The sequence below is a fragment of the Staphylococcus caseorum genome (assembly GCF_049943195.1).
Taxonomy (GTDB): Bacteria; Bacillota; Bacilli; order Staphylococcales; family Staphylococcaceae; genus Staphylococcus; species Staphylococcus equorum_A.
On record NZ_JBNFUA010000001.1, the window covers coordinates 112,171 to 137,512 of the forward strand.

General features: G+C 33.8%; 24 protein-coding genes and 1 riboswitch. Of the genes, 16 read left to right on the forward strand and 8 right to left on the reverse strand.

Features of this window, described 5'->3' with window-relative positions; all coding sequences use genetic code 11:
* Positions 1 to 231: 231 nt before the first annotated feature.
* Positions 232 to 1,248, forward strand: coding sequence for an aldose epimerase family protein (locus ACP3TL_RS00545; RefSeq protein WP_069832973.1), 1,017 nt, complete (start codon positions 232 to 234; stop codon positions 1,246 to 1,248).
* Between the two features lie 222 nt (positions 1,249 to 1,470).
* Here ACP3TL_RS00545 and ACP3TL_RS00550 read toward each other — a convergent pair whose 3' ends face one another.
* Positions 1,471 to 2,139 carry an MOSC domain-containing protein gene (locus ACP3TL_RS00550; protein ID WP_069817594.1) on the reverse strand — a complete coding sequence of 223 codons (669 nt, stop codon included), beginning with the start codon at positions 2,137 to 2,139 and terminating at the stop codon, positions 1,471 to 1,473.
* A 163-nt stretch (positions 2,140 to 2,302) separates the two neighbouring features.
* Between ACP3TL_RS00550 and ACP3TL_RS00555 the strand changes: the two genes are divergently transcribed.
* Positions 2,303 to 2,992, forward strand: coding sequence for a ribose 5-phosphate isomerase A (locus ACP3TL_RS00555; protein WP_069832974.1), 690 nt, complete (start codon positions 2,303 to 2,305; stop codon positions 2,990 to 2,992).
* 222 nt (positions 2,993 to 3,214) lie between these two features.
* Here the strand turns inward: ACP3TL_RS00555 and sdpC are convergent, their stop codons facing one another.
* Positions 3,215 to 4,729: a peptidoglycan release complex CPBP-like subunit SdpC gene (sdpC, locus tag ACP3TL_RS00560; RefSeq protein WP_069832975.1), complete on the reverse strand. Its 1,515-nt coding sequence runs from the start codon at positions 4,727 to 4,729 to the stop codon at positions 3,215 to 3,217.
* A 261-nt stretch (positions 4,730 to 4,990) separates the two neighbouring features.
* On the opposite strand from sdpC, the gene hutG reads away from it, so the two are divergent.
* Positions 4,991 to 5,920 carry a formimidoylglutamase gene (gene hutG, locus ACP3TL_RS00565; protein ID WP_069832976.1) on the forward strand — a complete coding sequence of 310 codons (930 nt, stop codon included), beginning with the start codon at positions 4,991 to 4,993 and terminating at the stop codon, positions 5,918 to 5,920.
* Here hutG and ACP3TL_RS00570 read toward each other — a convergent pair.
* Positions 5,910 to 6,785: a LysR family transcriptional regulator gene (locus tag ACP3TL_RS00570; RefSeq protein WP_069832977.1), complete on the reverse strand. Its 876-nt coding sequence runs from the start codon at positions 6,783 to 6,785 to the stop codon at positions 5,910 to 5,912. The genes hutG and ACP3TL_RS00570 overlap by 11 nt on opposite strands.
* A gap of 143 nt (positions 6,786 to 6,928) precedes the next feature.
* On the opposite strand from ACP3TL_RS00570, the gene ACP3TL_RS00575 reads away from it, so the two are divergent.
* The 9 genes from ACP3TL_RS00575 (at position 6,929) to ACP3TL_RS00615 (ending at position 17,728) form a co-directional block, all read left to right on the forward strand.
* The gene (locus tag ACP3TL_RS00575) at positions 6,929 to 8,203 is read left to right on the forward strand and encodes a YjiH family protein (protein ID WP_069817598.1); all 1,275 of its coding nucleotides are present in this window, start codon (positions 6,929 to 6,931) and stop codon (positions 8,201 to 8,203) included.
* Between the two features lie 47 nt (positions 8,204 to 8,250).
* Positions 8,251 to 9,915 carry a urocanate hydratase gene (hutU, locus tag ACP3TL_RS00580; protein ID WP_277580043.1) on the forward strand — a complete coding sequence of 555 codons (1,665 nt, stop codon included), beginning with the start codon at positions 8,251 to 8,253 and terminating at the stop codon, positions 9,913 to 9,915.
* Positions 9,912 to 11,150, forward strand: coding sequence for an imidazolonepropionase (gene hutI / locus ACP3TL_RS00585; protein ID WP_046465900.1), 1,239 nt, complete (start codon positions 9,912 to 9,914; stop codon positions 11,148 to 11,150). Before hutU ends, hutI begins: the two co-directional genes overlap by 4 nt.
* A gap of 199 nt (positions 11,151 to 11,349) precedes the next feature.
* The gene (locus ACP3TL_RS00590; protein WP_080947916.1) at positions 11,350 to 12,522 is read left to right on the forward strand and encodes a SulP family inorganic anion transporter; all 1,173 of its coding nucleotides are present in this window, start codon (positions 11,350 to 11,352) and stop codon (positions 12,520 to 12,522) included.
* Entirely contained in the window at positions 12,522 to 13,646 is a 1,125-nt protein-coding gene (locus ACP3TL_RS00595) for an amidohydrolase (RefSeq protein WP_046465898.1), read from the forward strand. Before ACP3TL_RS00590 ends, ACP3TL_RS00595 begins: the two co-directional genes overlap by 1 nt.
* Before the next feature lie 85 nt (positions 13,647 to 13,731).
* Positions 13,732 to 14,613 (forward strand): SDR family oxidoreductase, encoded by an 882-nt coding sequence (locus ACP3TL_RS00600; protein ID WP_277575618.1) that lies wholly within the window; start codon positions 13,732 to 13,734, stop codon positions 14,611 to 14,613.
* A gap of 70 nt (positions 14,614 to 14,683) precedes the next feature.
* Positions 14,684 to 15,295 carry a flavin reductase family protein gene (locus tag ACP3TL_RS00605; RefSeq protein ID WP_285326382.1) on the forward strand — a complete coding sequence of 204 codons (612 nt, stop codon included), beginning with the start codon at positions 14,684 to 14,686 and terminating at the stop codon, positions 15,293 to 15,295.
* A gap of 128 nt (positions 15,296 to 15,423) precedes the next feature.
* Positions 15,424 to 15,525: riboswitch (SAM riboswitch) on the forward strand.
* On the forward strand, positions 15,509 to 16,942 hold the full coding sequence (locus tag ACP3TL_RS00610) for a Na+/H+ antiporter NhaC family protein (RefSeq protein WP_226957432.1): 1,434 nt from the start codon (positions 15,509 to 15,511) through the stop codon (positions 16,940 to 16,942). It overlaps the preceding riboswitch by 17 nt.
* A gap of 279 nt (positions 16,943 to 17,221) precedes the next feature.
* Positions 17,222 to 17,728, forward strand: a complete 507-nt coding sequence (locus tag ACP3TL_RS00615; RefSeq protein ID WP_046465894.1) for an SRPBCC family protein — start codon at positions 17,222 to 17,224, stop codon at positions 17,726 to 17,728.
* A gap of 330 nt (positions 17,729 to 18,058) precedes the next feature.
* Here the strand turns inward: ACP3TL_RS00615 and ACP3TL_RS00620 are convergent, their stop codons facing one another.
* Entirely contained in the window at positions 18,059 to 18,823 is a 765-nt protein-coding gene (locus tag ACP3TL_RS00620; RefSeq protein WP_046465893.1) for a MurR/RpiR family transcriptional regulator, read from the reverse strand.
* A gap of 221 nt (positions 18,824 to 19,044) precedes the next feature.
* Here ACP3TL_RS00620 and ACP3TL_RS00625 point away from each other — a divergent pair, with 221 nt between their 5' ends.
* Positions 19,045 to 20,643 carry an alpha-glucoside-specific PTS transporter subunit IIBC gene (locus ACP3TL_RS00625; protein ID WP_046465892.1) on the forward strand — a complete coding sequence of 533 codons (1,599 nt, stop codon included), beginning with the start codon at positions 19,045 to 19,047 and terminating at the stop codon, positions 20,641 to 20,643.
* A gap of 69 nt (positions 20,644 to 20,712) precedes the next feature.
* On the opposite strand, the gene ACP3TL_RS00630 is transcribed toward ACP3TL_RS00625, so the two are convergent.
* Positions 20,713 to 21,243: a hypothetical protein gene (locus ACP3TL_RS00630; RefSeq protein WP_046465891.1), complete on the reverse strand. Its 531-nt coding sequence runs from the start codon at positions 21,241 to 21,243 to the stop codon at positions 20,713 to 20,715.
* A 265-nt stretch (positions 21,244 to 21,508) separates the two neighbouring features.
* Between ACP3TL_RS00630 and ACP3TL_RS00635 the strand changes: the two genes are divergently transcribed.
* The 3 genes from ACP3TL_RS00635 to ACP3TL_RS00645 all read left to right on the forward strand — a co-directional run bounded on the left by ACP3TL_RS00635 (position 21,509) and on the right by ACP3TL_RS00645 (position 23,429).
* Positions 21,509 to 22,423, forward strand: a complete 915-nt coding sequence (locus tag ACP3TL_RS00635; protein ID WP_046465890.1) for a bile acid:sodium symporter family protein — start codon at positions 21,509 to 21,511, stop codon at positions 22,421 to 22,423.
* 165 nt (positions 22,424 to 22,588) lie between these two features.
* Positions 22,589 to 23,233 carry an HAD family hydrolase gene (locus ACP3TL_RS00640; RefSeq protein WP_046465889.1) on the forward strand — a complete coding sequence of 215 codons (645 nt, stop codon included), beginning with the start codon at positions 22,589 to 22,591 and terminating at the stop codon, positions 23,231 to 23,233.
* Positions 23,234 to 23,237: 4 nt separating this feature from the next.
* Positions 23,238 to 23,429: a hypothetical protein gene (locus ACP3TL_RS00645; protein WP_046465888.1), complete on the forward strand. Its 192-nt coding sequence runs from the start codon at positions 23,238 to 23,240 to the stop codon at positions 23,427 to 23,429.
* 130 nt (positions 23,430 to 23,559) lie between these two features.
* On the opposite strand, the gene ACP3TL_RS00650 is transcribed toward ACP3TL_RS00645, so the two are convergent.
* The 3 genes from ACP3TL_RS00650 to ACP3TL_RS00660 form a co-directional block, all read right to left on the reverse strand.
* Positions 23,560 to 23,742, reverse strand: coding sequence for a hypothetical protein (locus tag ACP3TL_RS00650; protein WP_002506889.1), 183 nt, complete (start codon positions 23,740 to 23,742; stop codon positions 23,560 to 23,562).
* Entirely contained in the window at positions 23,739 to 24,098 is a 360-nt protein-coding gene (locus tag ACP3TL_RS00655) for a hypothetical protein (RefSeq protein WP_046465887.1), read from the reverse strand. The genes ACP3TL_RS00650 and ACP3TL_RS00655 overlap by 4 nt, the downstream gene beginning before the upstream one ends.
* A 72-nt stretch (positions 24,099 to 24,170) precedes the next feature.
* Entirely contained in the window at positions 24,171 to 25,001 is an 831-nt protein-coding gene (locus tag ACP3TL_RS00660; RefSeq protein WP_046465886.1) for a formate/nitrite transporter family protein, read from the reverse strand.
* Positions 25,002 to 25,342: the final 341 nt, after the last annotated feature.

Below are 25,342 nucleotides of genomic sequence, written 5' to 3' on the forward strand. Positions count from 1 at the left end.
AATCGTATTATGTGTGATAGGGATTGTTCACTACAATTGAATTATTATTTTCAAAATAAATATTCAAATAAATTGGACTTGTAGTGAGACAGTTTACATTGCCTAAACACAATGAAGATCCCCTTCTGAGTTGTGATTTACAGGCCACGTTTGTAAGTGATGTTTTTATTCATGATAAAACCTGATATTAACTTTTGAAAAAGTATTGGGTTTGAAAGGGAGTAATTGATGATGTTTGCAAAAGTAGAAAGCCAAAGTAATGGTATTGATTTAATTAAAATTGATAATGAAGAAACGAAAATTGTTTTTACAAATTATGGTGCACGTATTGTCTCATGGAAGTACGATGATAATAACATTGTACTTGGAAATGTTGTAGAAGCAGATGAATTCTATGAGGAAAACCCATTTCATTTCGGGGCAACAATTGGCCGTTATGGTGGCAGAATTGCAAATGCGACTTTCGAATTAGATGGAAAGACTTATCAGCTTGACGCAAATAACGGTGAACATAACATACATGGTGGGCCAGAAGGTATTGGTACACGCTTCTTTGATTATGAAATTGAAGAGCAAGTGGGCCAAGTAAAAGTTATTTTCACAACAACTATAAAAAGTTTGGACGACCATTTTCCTGGTGATATTGAGCTAGAAGTAATTCATTCTTATGATGTTGATCATAAATGGACAATTGAATACAAAGCAACCGCTACAGAGAAAACGTTATTTAATCCGATGAATCATGTTTATTTTAATTTGAATAGAGATAATAATGTGATTGATAACCATAGTATTTCAAGTTCAAAATTAGATATGTATTTATTAGGCGACGATAATATCGTTGAAAGCATGGAACCAATTGATTTAGTGGACACGTTTAACGAAAGAAACATACAATTTAAAGACATCTTTACGAGTGAGCATCCAGTTGTGAAAGCACAAATGGAACGTTTTGGCGGCATCGATCATCCATTTGATATAGGTGGCAATGAAATGACCGTTGAAAATAAACGCTTTTTATTAACAGTGAACACTGACATGCCAAATGTTGTCATTTTCACATTTAATGATACTACAAGTTGGCAAAGTGACTTTAATATTTATAAGGCACATTCTGGTTTTACGCTTGAAACGCAATGTATACCAAATGACATTAACTTAATGGGAGAAAAAGCACCATCTATATTGGAAGCGAATCAACCATACTATTCAAAAACGTCATATAAAATTTTTGAAAAAGAGTTATAGAAACTAAATTGATATTATGCAAATGAGTCTGGGACATTAATATATGTCTCAGACTTATTTTTATATTGGCAGTAGTTAACTGCATTGGAAATGCGCTTATATTAAACTTTTAAAGACTTACAATTCTTGTAGTCCATTTTCTAGTCATCTTTGCCGAAGTCGAATCATACAACAAACCTTATTAGAAAAATTTAGTTTTCTATCTAGTCCCCATTTATATAGTTATTTCTCTGCGATGTTTTGTGCGCGTTTTAAAAATTTTTGCAATTTTGAATGTCTCTCGTCAGTTAGATAGGGATTTTTCAAAGCATCTGTTAAACGCGTTATATTTTTATTATCGTTATAATAGATGTCATTCAGTTCGAACACTGAAAGCGGCATATGCGTGTTTGAAGAATGTATGAATTCTAAATTTGCACCATCATCTACAAATCCTTCTTTGATAACTCTAAGATAAAACCCAGTCTTGCAAGAACGCGACATGCGCTTAACTAAATCTGGAATTTTATACTTTTCTTGAATTTTCCAACATGGTTCTCTTATTTCAGATACTTCTACAATTGCTTCATCTAATTGAAATTGATCACCCAAATAAATGTCATTTTCATCTAAATCGACAGCAGTTAAATTCTCACCAAACATAGCATAGTCAGGTAATGTAGAAACATCATTTTTCCATAATTCATAGTTCTTCTTACTATAAAGGCATAGCGCTTTATCTGGTCCACCGTGTCCTTTATATTCTTGCTCATCTTCAATAAACCCAGTCTTCGATAACCACATTTGACTTGTAATTCTCTTTTTGTTTAAGGCTGAGCGCATCGGTCTTTTCGTACTGTATGATAAATCTTGAATTTTACCTGTAGAAATTGCATCTAGCGCATAAATCATAATTCAGTACCTCCTGCAGTTTAGTGATTATCATTTTAAAACAATTTTCAGAATATGCAAGTGAACATATATTAGCGTCTTATATTTACGTTTTTTAGCTATGTATTTTTATGAATCTCATGTACAATAAAGATAAAAGTACTGTGTGTAAAGGGGAAGCATTATGAATAAAAAACAGTTGAAGTTAAGTACATTTGATGATGCATTAGACCAAATTAAAGATGGTATGGTTGTGGGTATTGGTTCAGGTTCAACAATTGAACTACTCGTGCCAAAAATCGCAGAGAAATTAGAACAAGCACATATTGATATAACTGGCGTCTGTACTTCAAACAAAACAGCTTATATCGCAAAGGAATTAGGTATGCGTGTAGTCGATGTAAACGATGTGGATAAAATTGATATCGCAATTGATGGCGCTGATGAAGTAGACAATCAATTAAACCTTATAAAAGGTGGCGGTGGAGCACTATTCAGAGAAAAAGTAATTGATGCTATGGCAGACAGATTTATTGTTTTAATAGATGATAGTAAATGCGTAGATTATTTAGGCCAAACGTTTAAGCTTCCTGTGGAAGTAGATAAATTTAATTGGCTACTCGTTTCTAAAAAGATTGAGTCATATGGTAAGGGTAATATTAAAGCAATACGCCGTGTTGTTGATGATGTGCCATTTATTACAGATAATGGTAACTATATATTGGACTTAGAATTAAACGGAAGTATAGATGCTTATGAAATGCATGAATATTTAATCCATCTTGTGGGCGTATTGGAAACCGGTTATTTCTTAGATGTTGCTGACCAAATTATTATTGGTTCACCAGACGGTGTGAAAGTACTTGAAAAATAAATAATAAAAATGGCGGATGAGACATGTAATTATGTCTCATCCGCTTTTTTGTACTTTTATTTAAAGATGATAATGCTTTGGAGAGGCCTGACTAGTTAATAAAGCAATATCGGACGCGCAGACAGCATAAACAAAAAATGTCGACAAAGCCAGAGGCTCTGTCGACACTTTTTGAGGCATACCATACTCCTCAAGTTTTAATAATATTACGCATTGGTGTGACTAACGACGGTGACCACGTTTACTTTTAAGATTAAAAGGTGAACGCGTTTGTTTATCATTTGAATCATTGTCTACTTCTTGATCATTATGTGTTGCGGTTGTAGAGTTTGATTTAGTTGATGATGTGTCTTCAACATGATCATCATCTGTAATGGATGCTTTCGCATCACTCACAGCCGAAGATTTACGAGAAGATGAATAACGTGCACTTGTTTTTAATGACTCATTATCGTTGTCAGTTGTATCATGCTTTACTTTTTCAGTAGATGCTTCAACGGAACTATTAGTCAAATTGTTTGAGTCGTTATTATCATTAGATTTTGTTTTGTCATCTTCTTCATTTATTTCAACATGATCATCATACGTCGTGTTGCTTTCAGTGTTTGTCTTTTTTTGATTATCATCAGTAGTTAAATCTGCGTTGTTTTGTTCAGTTGCTTCATTAACAGTAGATGCTGTAGACGATGCTGTATTTTTATCATCGACTGTTGAAGTTGTCGTCTTTGTTGTCTCATCAGTGTGTTGTTGATCTGAGTCATGCGCTGTATGATGAGCCGCAGCAACACCACTTGCAGCAGTCGTTGACTTTAAGCTGTCCGAAGACGACGTGCTTGTCTTATTTTCATCTTTAACACTATCTACATCAACATCATCATCAGTTTGTGCATCGTTTTCAGATGTTTCATTAACGTGATCAAGGTAGTTGTTATCATCCACTTCATCTAAATTACGTTTTGTGAAGAAATAAAGAATCGAACGAACGATAATACTTAATAGAATGTAAACAGCAGCAACAGCGGCTGTAGTTAAAGCAATTACTTTCATTGGGAACACATCGCCCAATTCTTCGTTAAATAAGAAAACGAATCCAAATGACATTGTCGCATGGAATATTGTCGCAATGTATATTGTACGTCCTTTTGTAGCACGAATAAGTTCTCCAATAATCATTGAAAAAGCGAAAGAATAAAGGAAACTATATATCGCATAATCAAAGCTAAATGAAATATTAACATTCCATATTGAATACATAATGCCCACAATAATAGATGCGATAAATGTATTCATCTTAGTTTCAACAATATGTTGTAAATAAGAACGGAAACCAAACTCTACTAAGAAAGCCATGATAATTTGACCAATAATAATTGATATAATTGAAACAGATAAATCGTCTGTTTGTAGTAGTACAAAACTATCAGCATAAACATTGAAGCAAATCATAGCAATAATAAAAATAATTAATGGTATGACAAGTGCTAAAATGATACGTTCTATAACTTTTAAACTAATTGAAAACTTTAAACTACCAAGTTGCGTACCTCTGTGTTTAAAGACGAGTAAACATATAACGGCAGCAATAAATGGTGCTAAGCTGCTCATGTCAAAGACAAAAGTTTTAAGAGAAATTGTACCTTGAAAATCTTTAAGTATAATAGGTGCTGCATAAGCAATAATGAAGAAAATAAATATCATCATTGCCCATTGAAAACCTGGTATACGTTTTGTATTCATTATGTAACCTCCAATAGGGTTCAGAAAAATCATTTATTCCTAATTATACATACTTCTTAGTGATAAATAAATTAAATTCAAATATTTATCATTGAAATGTAATACTTTTACAAAATCAAACGTCTAAATGCAACAATTTTAATATGAATTTCAAAATTAACTTTTAAACAAGTGGGTAAAGATAATTATAAATATAATTGAATTGGTAAAAATGTAAGCGTATACTTTAAGTGTCGATATAGTTTCAAAAGGAGGAGAACTATGTATAAATTAGCACAACGTGATTTATGGACAGGAAGAGTAGATAGTGAAACAGAGGAAACAGAATTCAGGCATTTTCAAACAATACAATTTCGTAATATTGAAGATGAGTACGATGAGCCACGTCACGGTGTAGGTATGTTAGGTTATGCGGTTGATAAGGGTGTTGAACTTAATAAAGGAAGAATTGGAGCTAAGTTAGGCCCAGACGCAATCAAGAAGACTTTTGCTAATTTACCAGTCTTGAGAACATGTTCAATTTATGATTATGGTAATGTTGAACATAATCATGAGACTTTAGAAGAAACACAACAAGAATTTGCGCATTATGTTGCTTCATCGATACAAAGACATAACCAAACCTTTTTGTTAGGGGGCGGACATGATATCGCTTATGCACAGTATTTGGGCACACGTGAGGCGTTTCCTGATGCTTCTATTGGTGTTATCAATATTGATGCACACTTTGACACTAGAAAAGAATCTGGTTCTACTTCTGGTACGAGCTTTAGACAAATTTTAGAACAGGATGAAAATACTGATTATTTAGTATTAGGTATTCAACAAGGTGGTAACACGCAAGCACTATTTGATTACGCGAAAGAAAGAGACATCGGTTTTGTTTATTCTGATGAATTGTTACATCAAATTTCTCCTCCAATTAAGGATAAGATAGAACGTTTTATACATGATCATGATGTGATTATGTTTACGATATGTATGGATGTTATTGATAGTGCATTCGCACCGGGGGTAAGTGCAAATGCTGTATTAGGCCTATCACCACATGTTGTCCTTGAATTGGCGAAACGTATTATTCCAAGTGAGAAAGTTTCGACTGTTAGTATTGCCGAAACGAATCCAAAATATGATATGGATAATCGAACTGCTAAATTATCTGCTAATTTTTTACATCATTTTATTCTTTAATATTCCAATAATCAATGCATTGATTTATAAAAGAAAGTACTCGGTCTGAGTGCTTTCTTTTTTTTAGGTAATTGATATAAATAGAACGACCTAATTTGGGACGCATTTCCAAAGCATCCAAATCCCGAGCGTTAAATGATTGATAATATACACGTGGAATAACTGCATATCCCAATCCTCTATGGACAAAATTAGTAGCCGCTTCAAAACGATCAACTTCCATAATGATATTCGGATGTATATTCATACGTGTAAAGTAATCATCAAGATGTTTACGCACTTGAGAACCTTTGGTAGGTAAGATTAATGGCAATGATTTAATAGACGTTATTTTAGTATCTGGAAAAGCATTTTTAGGTGTAATAACGACATAGGATTCTTCATATAAAGGAATAGATTTAATATCTTCATGACTAATTTGTTCATTGGTCAATGCAAGGTGATTTTCAAAATTGATGAGCTGTTCCAGTATTTTATTTTGGTCATGCACTTCAGATACAAGATAAGTCTGGTTGGGGTTATATTTTAAATGGATAGAAAGCACTTGAGAAATCCATTGATTTGCTGATTCTAAAATAGATAATTTGATTTTAGGCGCATGTCCCATACTAAGGTCATACATTTTTTCGATTGTTTGATGATAATTCTGTATCAATTGTTGGGCGTAATTATAAAAATGAATTCCTTTTTCAGTGATTTTAATATCCTTAGTAGTTCTCATAAAAAGGTCATAACCTAAATTGGCTTCCATTTTTTTTATTGTAGTCGTTAAAGACGGTTGACTAATATGTAAAAAGTTAGCAGCTTTAGTGAAACTATTATATTTCACAACAGCGACAAAATACTCTAATTGAATGATTTTCAACACAATGCCTCCTTGAATCTGTATTTCATTTATAGTTTTAAACTATTAATAATTAATTTATTTATATTGGTAGGATATATCATATCATATTATACTTAGTAATATAGCGGGAGGCGTACTTTCATGTTAGGGGCGTGAAGTACATGTGGAAATTTTTCATTTATAGCTTGATTGGCATTATATGTTTCTTTGTACCTATAACGATTAACGGTAAATCAACAATTCTGATTGATCATATTGTTCAGTGGATTACATATTTGGTGAATCCAATTTTGCCATATTATGTATTACTTTTAATCATTATAGGTGCATTACATCCATTTATTAATAAAAAGTGGAACAAATCAAAAACTGATATTATATTTAGCTTATTTAAAGTACTAGGCGTCTTCATTGCTTTCATGATTGTCTTTGATTTTGGACCAGGATTTGTATTGAAAGAAAGTATTGGACCGTTTTTATACGATAAATTAGCGATACCACTAAGTGTGTTAATCCCAGTAGGAGCTATTTTATTAACATTTTTAGTGGGTTACGGTTTATTAGAATTTATTGGCGTAATTATGAGACCAGTAATGAGACCTATTTTTAAAACGCCAGGTAAATCAGCAGTTGATGCGGTTGCTTCGTTTGTAGGGAGTTATTCAATTGGCTTATTAATTACAAATAAAGTCTATAAGAAAGGCGGCTATACGCATAAAGAAGCAGTTATCGTTGCGACAGGTTTTTCAACTGTATCTGCTACTTTCATGATTATAGTAGCTAATACACTAGGTATTATCGAACATTGGAACCTTTACTTTTGGTTCACACTTGCAGTGACTTTTATAGTTACTGCCATTACCGTACAACTCCCACCTATAAGATTTGAGAAAAACACGACATATCAGAACCAACCATATAAAGAAGAAAAACGCAGAAATATGCCTTTATTAAAAGAGTCTTGGTTAGAAGCTAAATTAGCTGTTAAAAATGCTGACTCACTAATAGGAAATGTACGTGAAAATTTACGTGACGGCGTCGTAATGACAATTGCGATATTGCCTTCTATTATGTCTATTGGCTTCTTAGGTCTAATTATTGCTGAATACACACCGATAATCGAATATGTATCTTATATTTTTTATCCATTTATAAGTATATTCCCAGTCCAAGATGTAGCAATATTAGCACAAGCCTCAACCATTTCGATTGTTGAAATGCTGTTGCCTGCAGCGATTGCACAAACTGCTGATTTAGCTACGAGATTTATAGTAGGCGTAATGAGTGTTTCGGCAATTATCTTTTTCTCGAGTGTTGTACCTGTGATTCTTTCAACTGAGATAAAAATATCAGTTGGTAAATTGGTCTTGATATGGTTTGAAAGAGTAGTACTTACTTTACTCATCACGATACCATTCGCATTATGGTTATTTTAAGATTTAATAAACAAAGGTTAATTAATTAAAATGAGGAGTGATTTTTCATGAGAAAAATAGTAGCAAAAAAAGGTTTAGATATTGAATGTAAAGGCTGGGAACAAGAAGCAGTGCTTAGAATGTTGTATAACAACTTAGATCCAGAAGTAGCTGAACGTCCTGAAGATTTAGTTGTATATGGCGGTATTGGTAAAGCAGCTAGAAATTGGGAAGCATTTGAAGCGATAGAAGAGACGTTACGTTCATTAGAAGCGGATGAAACAATGTTAGTGCAATCCGGAAAACCAGTTGCTGTATTTAAAACACATGAAGAAGCACCGCGTGTATTAATTTCAAATTCAGTGCTTGTACCAGAGTGGGCAAATTGGGATCACTTTAACGAATTAGATAAAAAAGGATTAATGATGTATGGACAAATGACAGCAGGTAGCTGGATATATATTGGTTCCCAAGGTATTGTTCAAGGCACTTATGAAACGTTTGGTGAGCTTGCTAATCAACATTACGATGGCACGTTAAATGGGACAGTGACTTTAACAGCCGGTCTAGGCGGCATGGGTGGTGCGCAACCACTGGCCGTTACAATGAATGGCGGTGTTGTAATCGGTGTAGATGTTGATGAGACACGTATTGATAAACGTATAGAAACGCGTTATTGCGATGTGAAGACACATGACTTAGATGAAGCTTTACGTTTAGCCGAAGAAGCACGACAAGAAGGCAAACCATTATCTATCGGACTTGTTGGTAATGCTGTAGATACACACAAAGCCATTTTAGATAAAGGCTTTAAAATTGATATTGTTACTGACCAGACAAGTGCACATGATCCATTGAACGGTTACATTCCACAAGCTTATTCTTTAGAGGAAGCAAAAGCACTACGTGATAAAGATCCTAAAGCATACGTTGCGTTATCGCAAGATTCAATGAGAAAACACGTTGAGTTAATGATCGAATTCCAAAAAAATGGTGCAGTTGCTTTTGATTACGGGAATAACATTAGACAAGTTGCCTATAATAATGGCTTAGAAAACGCTTTTGATTTTCCAGGATTTGTACCAGCTTATATCCGACCTTTATTCTGTGAAGGCAAAGGACCATTTCGCTTTGCAGCTTTAAGTGGAAATCCTAAAGATATTGAACGTGCAGATGAAGAAATGAGAAAACTATTCCCAGATAATGAAAAGCTCATTCGCTGGTTAGATTTAGCACAAGAAAAAATTGCATTCCAAGGATTACCTTCTCGTATAGCTTGGTTAGGTTATGAAGAACGTGCCAAAATGGGCTTAGCTTTAAATCGTTTAGTTCGTGACGGGGAAATTTCTGCACCAGTTGTTATTGGTCGTGACCATCTTGATTCAGGATCTGTTGCGAGTCCAAACCGTGAGACAGAAGGCATGAAAGATGGTTCAGATGCTGTGGGAGATTGGGCAGTATTAAATGCTTTAATTAACACAGCAGCTGGTGGCTCATGGATTTCGTTCCATCATGGCGGTGGTGTAGGTATGGGTTATTCATTACATGCTGGTATGGTCATTGTCGCTGATGGTTCAGAACGCGCAGATCGTCGTTTAGGACGTGTATTAACGACAGATCCGGGTATGGGTGTTGTAAGACATGCAGATGCAGGTTATGAATCAGCAATTAATGTTGCTAAAGAAAAAGGTATCAAAATTCCAATGATTACGGGTAAAGGAGATAAAAAATGAATGATTTAATTATACAAAATATTAAACAATTAATTTTACCAAAATCTACAGAGCGTCCTTTAAAAGGAAAAGATTTAGACGAATTAGAAATCGTTGAAAATGGAACGGTAGTTGTTAAAGATGGCAAAGTGGTTTACTCAGGTGCCCATACAGATGAATATGAGGCGAAGGAAACAATCGACGCTACAGGAAAAGTTGTATCACCATCACTTGTTGAAGCACATACACATTTAGTTCATGGTGGTTCAAGAGAACATGAAATGTCGCTTAAAAGACAAGGCGTTTCATATTTAGAAATACTTGAACAAGGTGGAGGTATTTTATCCACAGTGGAAGCTACACGAAATGCCACTGAAGAAGAGCTGTTTAAAAAAGCTGAAAAGAATTTGTTAACGATGATACAACACGGGGTTTTAGCTGTTGAAAGTAAGAGTGGTTATGGTTTAGATAAAGAAAGTGAACTCAAGCAACTACGTGTATCTAAGCGTTTAGCAGATAAATATAACTTAGATATGAAACATACTTTCCTAGGTCCACATGCAGTACCAAAAGATGCGAAATCTAATCAAGCCTTTTTACAAGAAATGATTGATTTATTACCTGAAGTTAAACAGTATGCTGATTTTGCAGATATCTTTTGCGAAACAGGCGTATTTACAGTAGAAGAATCCAGAAGATATATGCAAGCAGCAAAGGATCTAGGCTTTGATGTTAAAATTCATGCGGATGAAATTGATCCATTAGGTGGTCTTGAATTAGCAATTGATGAAGGCGCAATTTCTGCAGACCATTTAGTAGCATCCAGTACAGAGGGCAAAGCGAAACTTAAAGATAGCGATACAGTAGCTGTATTATTACCAGGTACAACGTTTTATTTAGGAAAAGAGCAATACGCAGATGCTAGAGGGATGTTAGATAATGATGGCGCTATCGCAATTGCAACAGACTTTAATCCAGGAAGTTGTGTAACGAATAATTTACAACTTGTAATGTCGATTGCTGCATTGAAATTAAAATTATCACCGAATGAAATATGGAATGCCGTTACGGTAAATGCAGCGAAAGCAATTGACGTTGACGCTGGTACAATTAATAAAGGTGACAAAGCCAATATTGTCATTTGGGATGCACCAAACCATGAGTATATTCCGTATCATTATGGTATAAACCATGCTGAAAAAGTAATTAAAGATGGCAAATTACTGGTTGATAACCAAGTTAAGTTAAATAACTAATAACAATGAGTCTGGGACACGTATTTATGTCTCAGACTCATTTTTTCTAATCAATCTTATGGGGCGGGAATACGAAATCAAATTTGATATCTATTCCGCTTCATTTTAAGGATAAAACAAATTAAGTTTGAGTTGATTAAATATTTCGACAATTATGGTACCATGTTATTTAAAGCATACATGGGAGGTGACATCGAATGTGGGGCAAACTACTTATGTTAAACAATGGAGTGGGGATTTAAGTCAAAATATGCTCACAGGTATATTACTTGCCCTTGCATTACTTCCAGGCGCAATTGCATTCTCTTTCATCGCTGGTGTAAGTCCAACGATAGGCATGTTAAGTACTGGTTTGATGATGCTCGTGTTGAGCTTTACTGGGAATAGAACGTTGATGGTCTCAGCGCCAAGTAGTGGTGTGTCGCTAGTAGTCGCACCATTAATGGCAAGTCATGGTCTAAACGCGCTTATATTAGCTACATTGTTTATGGGTGTCATACAAATTATATTGGGATATTGTCACATAAATAAATTGTTAGACTTCATACCTACGGGTGTAGTCATTGGTTTTATGAATGCATTAGGTTTATTATTGTTTACCTCCCAATTAAAGCATATATTTAACATTTCAGCCTCGACATATGTGTTTGCAATTGCTTCATTCTTTATTATTTGGCTGGCAGGACAATATATCAAACTTATACCAGCACCTTTAATAGCTATTATTATATTGACGTTACTTGCAGGAGTGATGAAACCAAACATTCAATATGTTTCTGATATGGCTTCAATACATATAAAAATGCCAATACCTTCCATACCAAATGAAATAAGTGATTTGAATATAGTGATGATTGCATTACTTTATGGTATAGCAATGGCTATTGTAGCCGTGATACAAACGACTTTAACTGCGCAAATGGTTGATGTTGTAACTTCGACAACCAGTGATAAGAATAAGGAATCTATTGGTCAAGGCATCGCGAACTTTATCGTTGGCTTGTTTGGAGGGTTTGGCGGTAGTGCACTTGTTGGACAATCACGCTTTAATGTAGCAATGGGTGCGAATTCAAGGTTGTCGACTTTCATCACAGGCAGCTTTTTATTGATATGTTTATTTATTTTTGGAGAGATTATCGGACGCATACCTATGGCAGTGTTAGCCACTGTGTTGATCACGATTTCACTTGGTACGTTTGATAGACGAACGTTGCCATTCATTCGCAAAGCACCTTTGTTAAATAGCATTTTAATTATTTCTACCGTAGTGATTATTTTAATTACGAATAACCTTGCCTTAGGCGTCGTTGTTGTAACAATAAGTTATTACATGATTTACCGTTTTATTAATAAGAAAGGACGTGACATATAATGCCACAATATGAAGATTACGTGAATTGGAGAAGAACCTTACATCAATACCCTGAACTTTCAGATGCTGAATATGAGACGACAAAAAGATTGAAACGAATATTAGAAGCATATGATATTAAAATAATTGATTTACCACTAGAGACTGGTTTAGTTGCTGAAGTAGGACAAGGTGAAACATTCGTAGCTGTAAGAACAGACATTGATGCTTTGCCTATCCATGAGCAAGTGGTACATGAATTCACTTCAACGAATGAAGGTGTGATGCATGCATGTGGACATGATATACACATGGCCAGTATTTTAGCGGTAGCAACAAGACTTAAAGACATTGAAAGCCAATTAAAAGGGCGTGTCCGTATTATTTTTCAACCTGCAGAAGAACTGGGTTATGGGGCGCTACATATCACTGAATCAGGAGCGATTGATGGCGCAAAAGCTGTATTAGGCTATCACAACTATCCGTCGTTAGATGTGGGTGAATTTGCAGTGAAGTCGGGTGTAATTACATCGTCTGTAGACCGTTTTGAATTTAAAATAAAAGGTACAGGTGCGCATGCTGCTAAACCAGAACAGGGTAACGACCCTGTCATCGTTCTAGGACAATTAATTAATAGTGTTCAATCGATAGTAAGTAGAAATTTATCTGCTTTTGATAGCGCAGTTGTAACTATAGGTGAAGTATCTAGTGGCAATACATGGAATGTTATTGCTGATCAAGCGTACGTCCAAGGTACTGTGAGAAGCTTTGATGAAGATAAACGTGTTTATATTGAAGAACGACTTAGAGCAATTGGAAGTGGACTTGCAGAAGCCTTTGATGTCGAAATAGAAACACTATATCATCGTTTACCAGGTGCCGTTAAAAATGATGAAAAATTAACGAATGACGCTATCGAAGTAGCCAAACAAGTTGGATATAATGTAGAAGTTATGGATAAACCTTTAACAATTGGCGAAGACTTTTCTGGTTTTTCAAATAAATATCCAAGCGTTTTTGCATTTATTGGGTCGAATAGTGAATATGATTTACATCACCCTAAGTATGACCCAGATGAACGTATTCTAGAAAAAGTACCTGAGTATTTTGTTACATTTGTTCAAAAATTATTGAACGAGGTATAAGTTGTTAAACACTTTGTATATGTATTAACTCCTATAAAATTTGGGTAATGTATAGATATAATAATTATTTAAGGAGTGTTGTATTATGGCAGCCCAAGATCCAAGAACAAAATTTTCAAATGAAGATTTTCCAAAACAAGAACAAACAGTTCCTGGTTTACAAAAAGAATTAGAACCTAAACCAGATTGTGGGGAAACCTCATATATTGGTTATGGGAGATTAACAGATTATAAAATGTTGGTGACGGGTGGAGATTCTGCCATTGGAAGAGCTGCTGCTATAGCGTATGCGAAAGAAGGCGCTGATGTAGCGATAAATTATCTTCCTGAAGAACAAGCAGACGCCGAAGAAGTACAAGAAGTGATTGAATCAGCAGGTAGAAAAGCTGTTTTAATACCAGGAGATCTCCGAAATGAACAATTTAACTATGATTTAGTTGAGCAAGCTTATAATGAATTAGGTGGTTTAGACAATGTAACCCTTGTAGCAGGACACCAACAATACAGAGATGATTTAAAAAGTTTCGATACAGCTTCATTTACTGAAACATTTGAAACAAACGTTTATCCTATATTTTGGACAGTTCAAAAAGCACTAGATTATTTACAACCGGGTGCTACAATTACGACAACATCATCCGTGCAAGGGTATAATCCAAGTCCTATCCTACACGATTATGCAGCCTCAAAAGCAGCAATCATTTCATTAACTAAAAGTTTATCAGAAGAATTAGGTGCCAAAGGTATTCGTGTGAATTGTGTAGCACCTGGGCCATTTTGGTCACCCCTACAAATATCTGGCGGACAACCACAATCGAAGATACCTACATTTGGTCAAAAAGAAGTGTTAGGTAGAGCAGGACAACCTGTTGAACTTTCAGGAGTATATGTACATTTAGCTGCTGAAGAGTCGAGTTATACGGCTGGGCAAGTTTATGGTGTAACAGGCGGAACTCAGTTAGACTAATGATATCAAAAGTTAGTAATCTCTTATAGATTATCTAGCTTTTATTTTTTGAAGGGTATGGTAATAAAATATGAAACAATTTAAAGCAGATAGACTCTCTAAAAAACAAAATTATAAATTATTGAGTGGGAGTATAATTCCAAGACCGATAGCATTTGTTACTTCTCAAGATAAATCAGGTCATTTAAATGCAGCGCCATTCAGTTTCTTTAATATAGTGAATAGCGCACCACCAATGATTATGATTTCTACGGTCCGTTCAGAAGGTGAACGAAAAGATACCTCAGTAAATATCGAAGAAACCGAAGAATTTGTCGTTCATATTACTGATGAAACAATTGTTGAAGAAGTTAATAAAACGGCAGCACCAATAGAGCGTAAGCGTAATGAGCTAGAAAGAACAAATTTAACATGTATTGATTCAGAACTTGTTTCTGTCCCAGGGATACAACAAGCAAAAGTCCGCATAGAATGTAAATTAAACAGAATTATTCCATTAGGCGATCCACAAGAAGGCTCTGATTTAATTATTGGTGAAGTCGTTATGTTTCATATCGATGATGATGTATACTTTGAAGACAGTAAAATTGATGCTCAGGCATTAGCAGCTGTTTCGCGCTTAGCCGGTAATGACTATGCATCATTAGGAGAAACATTTACGATTGTGCGACCTACTGAATAAGGGGGTCGCACTTTTTGTATATAGCGTATGATTGCAAAGTAATGTTGACAAACGTGCTTTAACGTATTAAGCTAAATCAGTATTTGACGAATTACAGTTCAAAATGTACTGTAATAGAACAATTTAATAACTTATCTAGAGAAGTGGAGGGACTGGCCCGTTGATACTTCGGCAACATGATGATGCGTGTGCCAATTCCAGTAGCATAAATGTATGCTAGAAGATAAGAATGAAAACACAACGTTTACTCTTTTCTTCAATAGAAAAGAGTTTTTTTATTTTCAAAAAAGGAAACACAAAGAAATAGCGATGAGTAAATTTCACGCTTTTACCCTTATAGAAAGTTGGTTTTGTATGGAGAAGACAAAGAAAGGTAACGCTTGGGCATTGATTCCATTGCTCGTATTTGTAGGCTTATTTTTAGGTGTAGGTATTGGTACAGGAGATTTTTCAACAATGCCATTAAATGTAGCTATTCTAGTAGCATCTATTGTAGCTTTGATTTTAAATAGAAAAGAAACGTTTCATAAAAAAGTGGAAGTTTTCACAAAAGGCGCGGGTCATTCAAACATTATTTTAATGATGCTCATCTTTATACTGGCTGGAGCCTTCTCTCAGACTACTGAAGACATGGGTGGCGTGCAATCTACAGTTAATTTAGGATTGTCACTTATTCCAGAAAATTTAATTATCGTAGGCTTATTTATTATTTGTATGTTTGTTTCGCTTTCAATGGGCACTTCTGTAGGTACAGTAGCAGCAATAGCGCCTGTTGGATTTGGATTGAGTCAAGCAACTGATGTCTCAGCAGCTATTACGATGGCTACGGTTGTAGGTGGTGCAATGTTTGGTGATAATTTATCAATGATTTCAGATACAACAATCGCAGCCGTACGTACTCAAAAGACAAAAATGAGTGATAAATTTAAAGTGAATATTAAAATTGTGTTGCCAGGTGCTATATTTACGATTATAGCTTTGTGGTTTTTAACAAATGGAGCACAAATTGATGCAACTAAAAGTTATGACTATAACATTATCAAAGTCTTACCTTATTTAATGGTACTGATATTAGCATTAATTGGTATTAATGTGATTATTGTACTTATAGGTGGTATCGCACTATCAGCAATAATTGGACTTATAGATGGATCATTTGGTTGGACGGGATTATTAGGATCTATTTCAAAAGGTATTATTGGTATGGAAGATATAGCGATGATTGCCTTACTTATCGGAGGTCTTGTAGCACTTATTCAACATAACGGCGGTATTACATGGTTACTTCACTTTGTTCGTAATAGAGTGAAATCAAAACGTGGCGCAGAATTAGGTATAGCTGGGTTAGTCAGTGCAGCGGATATTTCAACAGCGAATAATACGATATCGATATTGATGGCTGGTCCACTAGCAAAAGAAATTTCGGAAGAATACGATGTAGACCCAAGAAAATCTGCAAGTATTTTGGATATGTTTGCGAGTTGTTTCCAAGGACTCTTACCTTATAGTCCACAGTTAATTGCAGCAGCAGGTGTGGCATCTATATCTCCATTTGAGTTATTACCTTACTCTATTTATCCTATGATTTTAGGAGTTTGTGGTTTGATTGCAATCTTCTTTAACTTACCAAGATTAAATAAAAAATAAGGGGTTAAAAGGGAAGGAGAATCAGTGCATTGTTTGTATCTGATGAACCTCCCTTTTTATTATGCTGGAATATACTGTGATTTTATAAAAAGTCTTAAATACATGTTTTTACGGAAGTGACGTTTAAAATTTTGACGTTTACTGACTATTGACGATAAAATATAGAAGTTGATCGTTTTAAAGTAAAGACTAGAACATTTTATGATTCATATGATTATTGTTTAGAAGTCTTGTAGAATAGGTTAGAATAGAATTAAGAGTGAAAGTAGGTGAACAATCGTGGGTAAATATAATGTTGAAAATGAATACGTTGAGATTCGACTTGAACGACTATTTAAAGTTGAACCAGAATTATTATATCAAGCATGGACAGATCAACGTTTTCTTAAACAATGGTTTATGACAACAGATAGAACAAATAAATCAATTCATATTAACGCTGAACAAAATGGAAGTTATGAAATAGTTGACGTTCGTAAGGGGAAAGAAAATGTAGTAAAAGGTTCTTTTATTACGTTAACACCGTATGAATATATCGTCATGACAATTGGTATGCCAGAGTTAAGTGATTCTGAAGATACAATTGAAATTGAAATATTCGAAAGAGAAGCGGGCATCACACAAATGATTTTTAATTATAAAGCTTTTGTGCCAAAAGAACGTAGATATACAACACTGGAATATAAGCAGAAGAAAAAAGAATATCATGATTCTACTGCGCATGGTTTTGAAATATTATTTGATAAATTACAAGTGGTATTGGAAGAATTTGAATCAGACCTTTAACATGTAATGAGATGTTGTGAATATAAACTGTTAGCAAAGTTGTCGCTTTGTTGGCAGTTTTTTTGTGCGTTTTCGGCCAAGTATAACTTCTACTGTACAATATATACTTCATACTCGCTTACCTAGGGCATGGTCTCAGCTTGTATATAGTCTTCGGCTCGTGCTGTTCCTCTCAGGCGTCTCGTATGTAATCAGGTTGAAAATACCGTAGAACAAATTAAAATAACACCACGCCATAAGTAGATGTTAATGGTGTGGCGTACTGATATTTGAACTTAGAGAAGTTTAGTTGTATTGCAATAGTAAGCTCAGCATAAAGTTTGTGAATTATTAAGAAATAATTTCACCTTTTTCTATGCGCTCGTTAAACTTACGCAATAATGTTTCGAAAAATATGTGATAACTTATAAAGCTTGAATAATCTATACCGTCAGCAAGATAAAAAGTATTGCTAGAGACATAAATATTATAATCAGCTTTTTGAGCAAGTGTATTATCATTTAAAGTAGTTATGGAGAAAAAATATTTTTGACGTAACTGTAATAAGTTGGTGATATCTGTTAATTGATGAGATTCACCAGAAAGAGAAATAATGAAGAAAATATCTGTAGGTGTTGTTCTATTAAGGACCATTTTAAATTCGTGTACATCATGTAATACAATAATATTTTTATGAATTGTTAACAAAATGCGTTGCGCTTCTTGGGCGACATTCATTTGCGCGACGCCTGTCCCATACAAATAGACGGTCTCTGCTTCATTGATTTTATCAGTGACAAGGTTATAATCAATGCGTTCTAAATATGTAAAAGTATTTTCGACGTCTTGTTTAAAACCTTCGATAGAGTCGGAAGGGAGATTATGAGATTTTTCAGTTTCAAACTTTAAATAAGATTTAAAGTCACTATAACCATCAAAACCTAATTTACGTGTAAAACGATGAATAGTTGCATTTGAAGCATGTGTATATTCTGCTAAGTCTTGAATTTTCATTGTTTTACATTTTGTCGTATGTGTATTGATAAAATGAGCAATATGTAAGTCATTCTCATTTAATTTATTAAAGTTATTATTAACGCGTTCATCTAAAAACAATATGATAACCTCGCACTTCATGAAAATATTTTCAACTTTTGGAAATATAATCTGATTATACAAAACTATTCGTAATATAGTCAAACCATTGCTTATATGTAAGCGTTTCCTTTAGTATTGAGATAAGATTTGAAACAGACGTATCTAAAAAATGATAAGTTTACATATAAGTATTTGAATGTAAGTTATCTAAATTTAATAGAATTTGGGGGTATATTTCTATGAACGCAATTAAACGATTTGGGAGTGCGATGATAGTTCCAGTACTGATGTTTGCTTTCTTCGGTATTGTTTTAGGGTTTGCTACATTATTTAAAAATCCGGCAATAATGGGAAGTATTGCAGAAGATGGGACGACTTGGTTTAGAATATGGTCCGTAATAGAATCTGGTGGTTGGGTAATATTCGATCATATGGAAATTGTATTTGCTGTCGGATTGCCACTTTCTTTAGCTAAAAAAGCACCTGGTCATGCTGCACTAGCAGCGTTAATGGGCTATCTCATGTTTAATACATTTATTAACGCTATTCTTACACAATGGCCACATACTTTTGGGGCTAATTTTGAAAAAGGAGTCGAGAATGTTACTGGACTCAAAGCAATTGCTGGGATTGAAACATTAGATACCAATATTTTAGGTGGTATCATAATTTCTAGTATTGTGACATGGATACATAATAGGTTCTACAGTAAGAAACTGCCTGAAATGCTAGGTGTGTTCCAAGGATTAACATTTGTAGTAACGATTTCGTTTATTGTTATGTTGCCGATTGCATTGATAACATGTATTGTTTGGCCGACGATTCAAGGTGGTATTTCTTCATTACAAGGATTTATCATAGGATCAGGTTACATTGGGGTATGGCTATATCACTTCTTAGAAAGAGTACTTATTCCAACAGGTTTACATCACTTTATATATGCACCAATTGAAGTAGGTCCAGTAGTGGTAAACCACGGGTTAAAAGCAGAGTGGTTTGCGCATGTAAATGAATTTGCGACGAGTACGAAGTCATTGAAAGAACAATTCCCTTATGGATTTATGTTACAAGGTAATGGTAAAGTATTTGGTTCGATAGGTATTGCATTAGCAATGTATTCAACTACACCTAAAGAGAATAAGAAAAAAATTGCAGCGTTACTTATTCCAGCTACATTAACTGCTGTAGTTGTAGGTATTACAGAGCCATTAGAATTTACATTCTTGTTTATTGCACCTTATTTATTTGTATTGCACGCACTATTAGCTGCAACAATGGATACACTGATGTATGGATTTGGCCTCGTAGGTAACTTTGGTGGCGGTCTATTAGACTTCTTTGCTACCAATTGGATACCTTTAGCACAAAATCATTGGTTAACATATGTAATTCAAATCATTATTGGTCTTGTATTTACAGCTATTTATTATTTCTTATTCAGATTCTTAATTTTAAAATTCAATATTCCACTTCCTGGTCGTAAGAAAGACGAAGAAGACGTGAAGTTGTATAGTAAAAATGATTATAAGAGTAAAAAAGGCAGTGATGACAAAGGAAACGCAACATCTACTGGTAATGAATACGAAGATAAAGCAAATTATTATTTAGAAGGCCTTGGCGGTAAAGAAAATATCAAGGACGTAACAAATTGTACGACACGCTTAAGATTAACAGTGAATGATATAGATAAAGTAGAAGATAGTGGTTATTTCACACATAATCAAATGGCACATGGATTAGTTAAAAGTGGTAAAAATGTCCAAGTCGTTGTTGGTATGTCAGTACCACAAGTAAGAGAAGCCTTTGAAAACATCGTTAACGAGGGAGAGCAAGATTAAATAGATAATAAAAAATAAGCACAGCCCGTATGGAATCGTTCCATGGCTGTGCTTTATTATATAAACGAATTACGAAATTCTAGCTTTATTCATTAATCGTGGTTGATATATTGCACCAAGTACATCAATGTTATGAGTAGCAATCATTTGGATGAGTTTTGCGAAAACTTTAGGAGAACAAGAAACATTTATTTTATCTCTATTGAAGGTATATGTAATATGCTCCGTTTGATTGATTAAGTTCAAAATATCAATGACTTTGTCTTTAACAAAAGCGTCGTAAAGTCCATCGATAGTTAGTTCAAAACGTTTAGAAGATAACAATAAATGATCAAGATCTAATAGTTTTTCAGAATGATTACTTTCTATAATTTGATAAATTAAATAATTATGGAAGCTCAGAAAACTAATAATATATGGTAACTGGTATTTTGGTAAGTTGACCTTTAATGCATACAAGTTATTTTCTTTGAAAATTGAAAACTTGAATGAGTTGCAAAAATTAATTTGCTTACATAATTTAGTTAAATTTTTACGTGTGGCACGTTTGTTAAGTCCACCTATATTTAACACAAAAGTTTCTGTTCTATCTAAAAACATATTATACCTCCATATCTATATAAAGTGTCATATGGATATTAATCATAATATTCTTTACACTTAAAATTATACAAGTTTTTATTTCTATTAAATTGTACCACTCTTTTAAAATGTTGGCACTAGGTCTTTAGAACGAAGTTGAAAATTATTTTTGAAGTTAAATTTTTGGCTTTTAAAAAGTTGGAATATTTTGAAAATTCAGTTGTATAGCTGTTTAAAGTATGATACATTTTTCATTATTAATACATAGAGGAAGTGTTTAGAGATGTTATCAAAAGTGAGTAAGTTTGCAACAAACACATTCTTGATCTGGATGTTAATCGCTGCAATAATTGGCTTTATTTTTCCAACTCAGTTAGCTACGTTAAGTGGTTGGGTGCCATATTTACTTGGTATCGTAATGTTGGGGATGGGGTTAACCATTGACCCTAAAGATTTTAAGATTGTATTTCAATCGCCTAAGTGCGTAATAATTGGGGTAGTTTTACAATATACAATCATGCCTTTAGCGGCTTTTTTAATTGCTAAATTATTTCAATTACCACCAGAAATTGCAATTGGTGTGATATTAGTTGGGTGTTGTCCAGGGGGAACATCAAGTAACGTTATGAGTTATTTAGCAAATGCGAATGTTGCGTTGTCTGTAGCTATTACAAGCGTCTCTACGTTACTTGCTCCGTTCTTAACGCCAGCATTAATTTATTTATTCGCACATGAATGGTTACAAGTTTCATTTATGAGTATGTTTTGGTCAGTAGTGCAAGTGATACTTATTCCTATTGCGATTGGTTTTATATTACAAAAAGTATTTAAAAAATTCGCTGATAAGACTGCAACTGCATTGCCGATCGTTTCTGTAATTGCTATTTCACTGATACTCGCTTCTGTAGTAGGTGGGAGTAAATCACAAATACTAGAAACAGGATTGCTCATTTTTGCAGTAGTCATACTACATAACATTGTTGGTTATGTATTAGGATATACATTAGCAAATATATTTAAACTGGAACGCGCTGATAAAAAAGCTGTTTCGATTGAAGTTGGTATGCAGAATTCAGGGTTAGCAGTAACATTAGCTACTGTACACTTTAGTCCTTTATCGGCAGTGCCTGGGGCAGTATTTAGTTTGGTACACAATATTACCGGACCAATTTTAGCAAAATATTGGAATAAACGGTAATAACACTAGAAGCATAAATAATGAGGCTGGGACATATCACATGTCTCAGCCTCAATTGCTATATTACGATTTTAAAATCTAAACTACATATTTCGATTTTAAAATATGATAAGCTAGCATTAATATAATTTAACGAAACAACAAGTGGACAGAGGAGGATATATTATGTATAGAGCAGTCATATTTGATTTTGATGGCACGATTATTGATACAGAAAGACATCTATTTGAAATCATTAATAAGCACTTGAAAAAACATAATTTAACTGAAATAACATTGGATTTTTATCGTCAATCTATTGGCGGAGCTGCGACGGATTTACATCATTATTTAGAAAGTCAATTAGGCAAAGAAAATAAGTATGAAATTTATGTCGAACATAGTAGCACAAGCGTTGATTTGCCAATCATTGATGCAATGAAACAGTTAATGGACTATTGCAAAAAATGTCATATACCCATGGCGATTGCGACGAGTAGCTATAGAGCTGACATCAAACCAGCTTTTGAAAGTCTAGGATTAAGCAATTATATCGATATCGTTGTAGGTCGAGAAGATGTTGAAGCAGTTAAACCAAGCCCTGAGCCATACCTCACTGCTGTTCAAAAACTGAATTACAATCCTGGAAATTGTTTAGCAATCGAAGACTCAGTTAATGGTGCAACTGCCGCAGTTTTAGCCGGTTTAGATGTTATCGTCAATACAAATACAATGACAGAAAAACAAGATTTTAGCGAAGTGGCATTTACTGGAAAAGATTTAACCGGTGAAGAAATCATTACGACGTACTTTGAGAAAAATAGAGGCTAATTAAATGAGTGGATATTTAATTTTATTTTTCTTGGGTGGGCCCATTGTATTGGCGATAAGTAATTTGGTATTAGGTCCGATTTTTAATAAAAAAATACCTTTTAAAATACAATTTAGATCATTTATGGTAGGAACAGTGGTTTATTTGTTAGGCGCTAGTTTAATATATTATTTTGTGCTTCAAGATAAATTGTAAATTTGTACCTGATTTTAAATATAAAAAGGGAGCTTCCATATGGAGGCTCCCTTTAGCACGCAAACAAAGCACTGTTGCGAAGTCAACTGAATTATATATGTTAGCTTATATTTAATATAAACATTGTTAATTATAAAAGTTGGAAAATCAATGTTGCTACAACGAGGACAAGTAGTATTGAATCTATACCTACCATGATTGCAAAACGCGTATTTTTTTCACCAGTTTCTTTAGAGGCTTTTACTGCTTTTAAATTAGGAATCAAACTTACAATCAGTAAAATAATTACAATAACGCCTATAATCATACTCATGATTTGTCACCACCATTTTTATTTTTTTCTATATATTCCCAAACATAACCAGCGATGATACCAACAATTAAACCGACAATAATACCAACTTTTATAGTAGATATTAAAGCACATATGATAATAGCTAATAACAATGCGATTGGAATCGTGATACCAAATTTATATTTTCGTTCTGGTGAATCAACAATAGAAAATAAGACATAATATAATATAGCAAATACTACAATTACAAGTAGACTTTTTAAAATTAATTGTCCAATTGAACTATCTGAACCAGTAACATAATTTAATAAGAAAAATAACACACCAAAGATAAGAGAAACTGTAATTGTTTTTTTAAGTAAAATTTTATTCATGTTGAACTCCTTTGTAATAAAATCTAATAAAAATTATACCATAGAAAGTTTGAAATATAGAACGTCACAAAATTAATGCAACCTTTGGCCGTCATATTGATGATGATCATTTAAATAGGCGTAAAACAATCCGATGATCAAACCCCCGCCAATATAGTTTCCAATTGCAGCACCAAGTAAATTGATTAATGTAGGAATAACTGCCAATAAATCACTTTGATAAACGAGTCCACCAGCAAATAATACAGAATTATAAACGACATGTTCATAACCCATAAAAGCGAATATGGATACGCCAAACATCATGCCAAACATTTTAGCTAGAATGTCATCAATTTGCATGGCGATGACTAATGAAATATTAATAAAAAAATTAGCGAATATCCCTTTGATTAAAATTGCCAAAAATCCTGCGGCAAATAGTTTATGCTCTATTGTAATTTCAAGCTGTATGAACATCTCCGGAGACATAATATCTGAATGTCGTGTGAGTGTGAAAAATATTAATCCTCCTGCCACGTTTCCTATAAAGCATAAGGTGAAAATTTTTAAGACACGCATAGGGCTAATAACACGATAATACAATCCAACAGTGAAATACATAAAATTACTTGTTAATAATTCTGAATTGGTGAATAGTATTAGCACTAATGCAAAACTAAAGGCAACGGATGAAACTAAATTTGTAACACCAGAGGGCACATCGCTTCCAAGAGAAGCTTTAATCAACAATATGAATACAGTAATAATACCTAATATAAAGCCAGCCATGGTTGCACGTAATAAATAACGTTTAAAGTAAAAACTTTGAAGTACATCCTTGGTTCTAATCGTATCAACTACATGATCAATCCACGCCTTACCATAGAAGACTTTATCCCATTTAATGTTTTTCTCATTCAATTACTTATCCTCACTTTCGATAGATTAGGACAAGTATACTATGACAATCAGTATTTGTGAATGAATTCACAATATCTCCATAATAAATTTTATGAATTATATTTGAAGTAGGTGTGTTCCACTGTGAATCACTTTAAATAAATCATGATGACATTTGAAAAATCAAAAACAGTGAAATTCACAAAATTACTTTGCTTTTTTTGACGAAATAAAATACAATTAATAACGGAAATGTAAGCCCTTACATAAATCAAAAAATAATTGTTCCAATTTTTAGATTTTATAGTATAATGGCGACATGATAAGTGTTTCATCTTTATTTATAATCGAAAGAGATGGGG

Coding starts and splice junctions, on each gene's coding strand:
- ACP3TL_RS00545 (WP_069832973.1), top strand. CDS start 232: ATGTTTGCAAAAGTAGAAAGCCAAAGTAATGGTATTGATTTAATTAAA.
- ACP3TL_RS00550 (WP_069817594.1), bottom strand. CDS start 2,139: ATGATTTATGCGCTAGATGCAATTTCTACAGGTAAAATTCAAGATTTA.
- ACP3TL_RS00555 (WP_069832974.1), top strand. CDS start 2,303: ATGAATAAAAAACAGTTGAAGTTAAGTACATTTGATGATGCATTAGAC.
- sdpC (WP_069832975.1), bottom strand. CDS start 4,729: ATGAATACAAAACGTATACCAGGTTTTCAATGGGCAATGATGATATTT.
- hutG (WP_069832976.1), top strand. CDS start 4,991: ATGTATAAATTAGCACAACGTGATTTATGGACAGGAAGAGTAGATAGT.
- ACP3TL_RS00575 (WP_069817598.1), top strand. CDS start 6,929: ATGTGGAAATTTTTCATTTATAGCTTGATTGGCATTATATGTTTCTTT.
- hutU (WP_277580043.1), top strand. CDS start 8,251: ATGAGAAAAATAGTAGCAAAAAAAGGTTTAGATATTGAATGTAAAGGC.
- hutI (WP_046465900.1), top strand. CDS start 9,912: ATGAATGATTTAATTATACAAAATATTAAACAATTAATTTTACCAAAA.
- ACP3TL_RS00595 (WP_046465898.1), top strand. CDS start 12,522: ATGCCACAATATGAAGATTACGTGAATTGGAGAAGAACCTTACATCAA.
- ACP3TL_RS00600 (WP_277575618.1), top strand. CDS start 13,732: ATGGCAGCCCAAGATCCAAGAACAAAATTTTCAAATGAAGATTTTCCA.
- ACP3TL_RS00605 (WP_285326382.1), top strand. CDS start 14,684: ATGAAACAATTTAAAGCAGATAGACTCTCTAAAAAACAAAATTATAAA.
- ACP3TL_RS00610 (WP_226957432.1), top strand. CDS start 15,509: ATGCTAGAAGATAAGAATGAAAACACAACGTTTACTCTTTTCTTCAAT.
- ACP3TL_RS00625 (WP_046465892.1), top strand. CDS start 19,045: ATGAACGCAATTAAACGATTTGGGAGTGCGATGATAGTTCCAGTACTG.
- ACP3TL_RS00630 (WP_046465891.1), bottom strand. CDS start 21,243: ATGTTTTTAGATAGAACAGAAACTTTTGTGTTAAATATAGGTGGACTT.
- ACP3TL_RS00635 (WP_046465890.1), top strand. CDS start 21,509: ATGTTATCAAAAGTGAGTAAGTTTGCAACAAACACATTCTTGATCTGG.
- ACP3TL_RS00640 (WP_046465889.1), top strand. CDS start 22,589: ATGTATAGAGCAGTCATATTTGATTTTGATGGCACGATTATTGATACA.
- ACP3TL_RS00645 (WP_046465888.1), top strand. CDS start 23,238: ATGAGTGGATATTTAATTTTATTTTTCTTGGGTGGGCCCATTGTATTG.
- ACP3TL_RS00650 (WP_002506889.1), bottom strand. CDS start 23,742: ATGAGTATGATTATAGGCGTTATTGTAATTATTTTACTGATTGTAAGT.
- ACP3TL_RS00655 (WP_046465887.1), bottom strand. CDS start 24,098: ATGAATAAAATTTTACTTAAAAAAACAATTACAGTTTCTCTTATCTTT.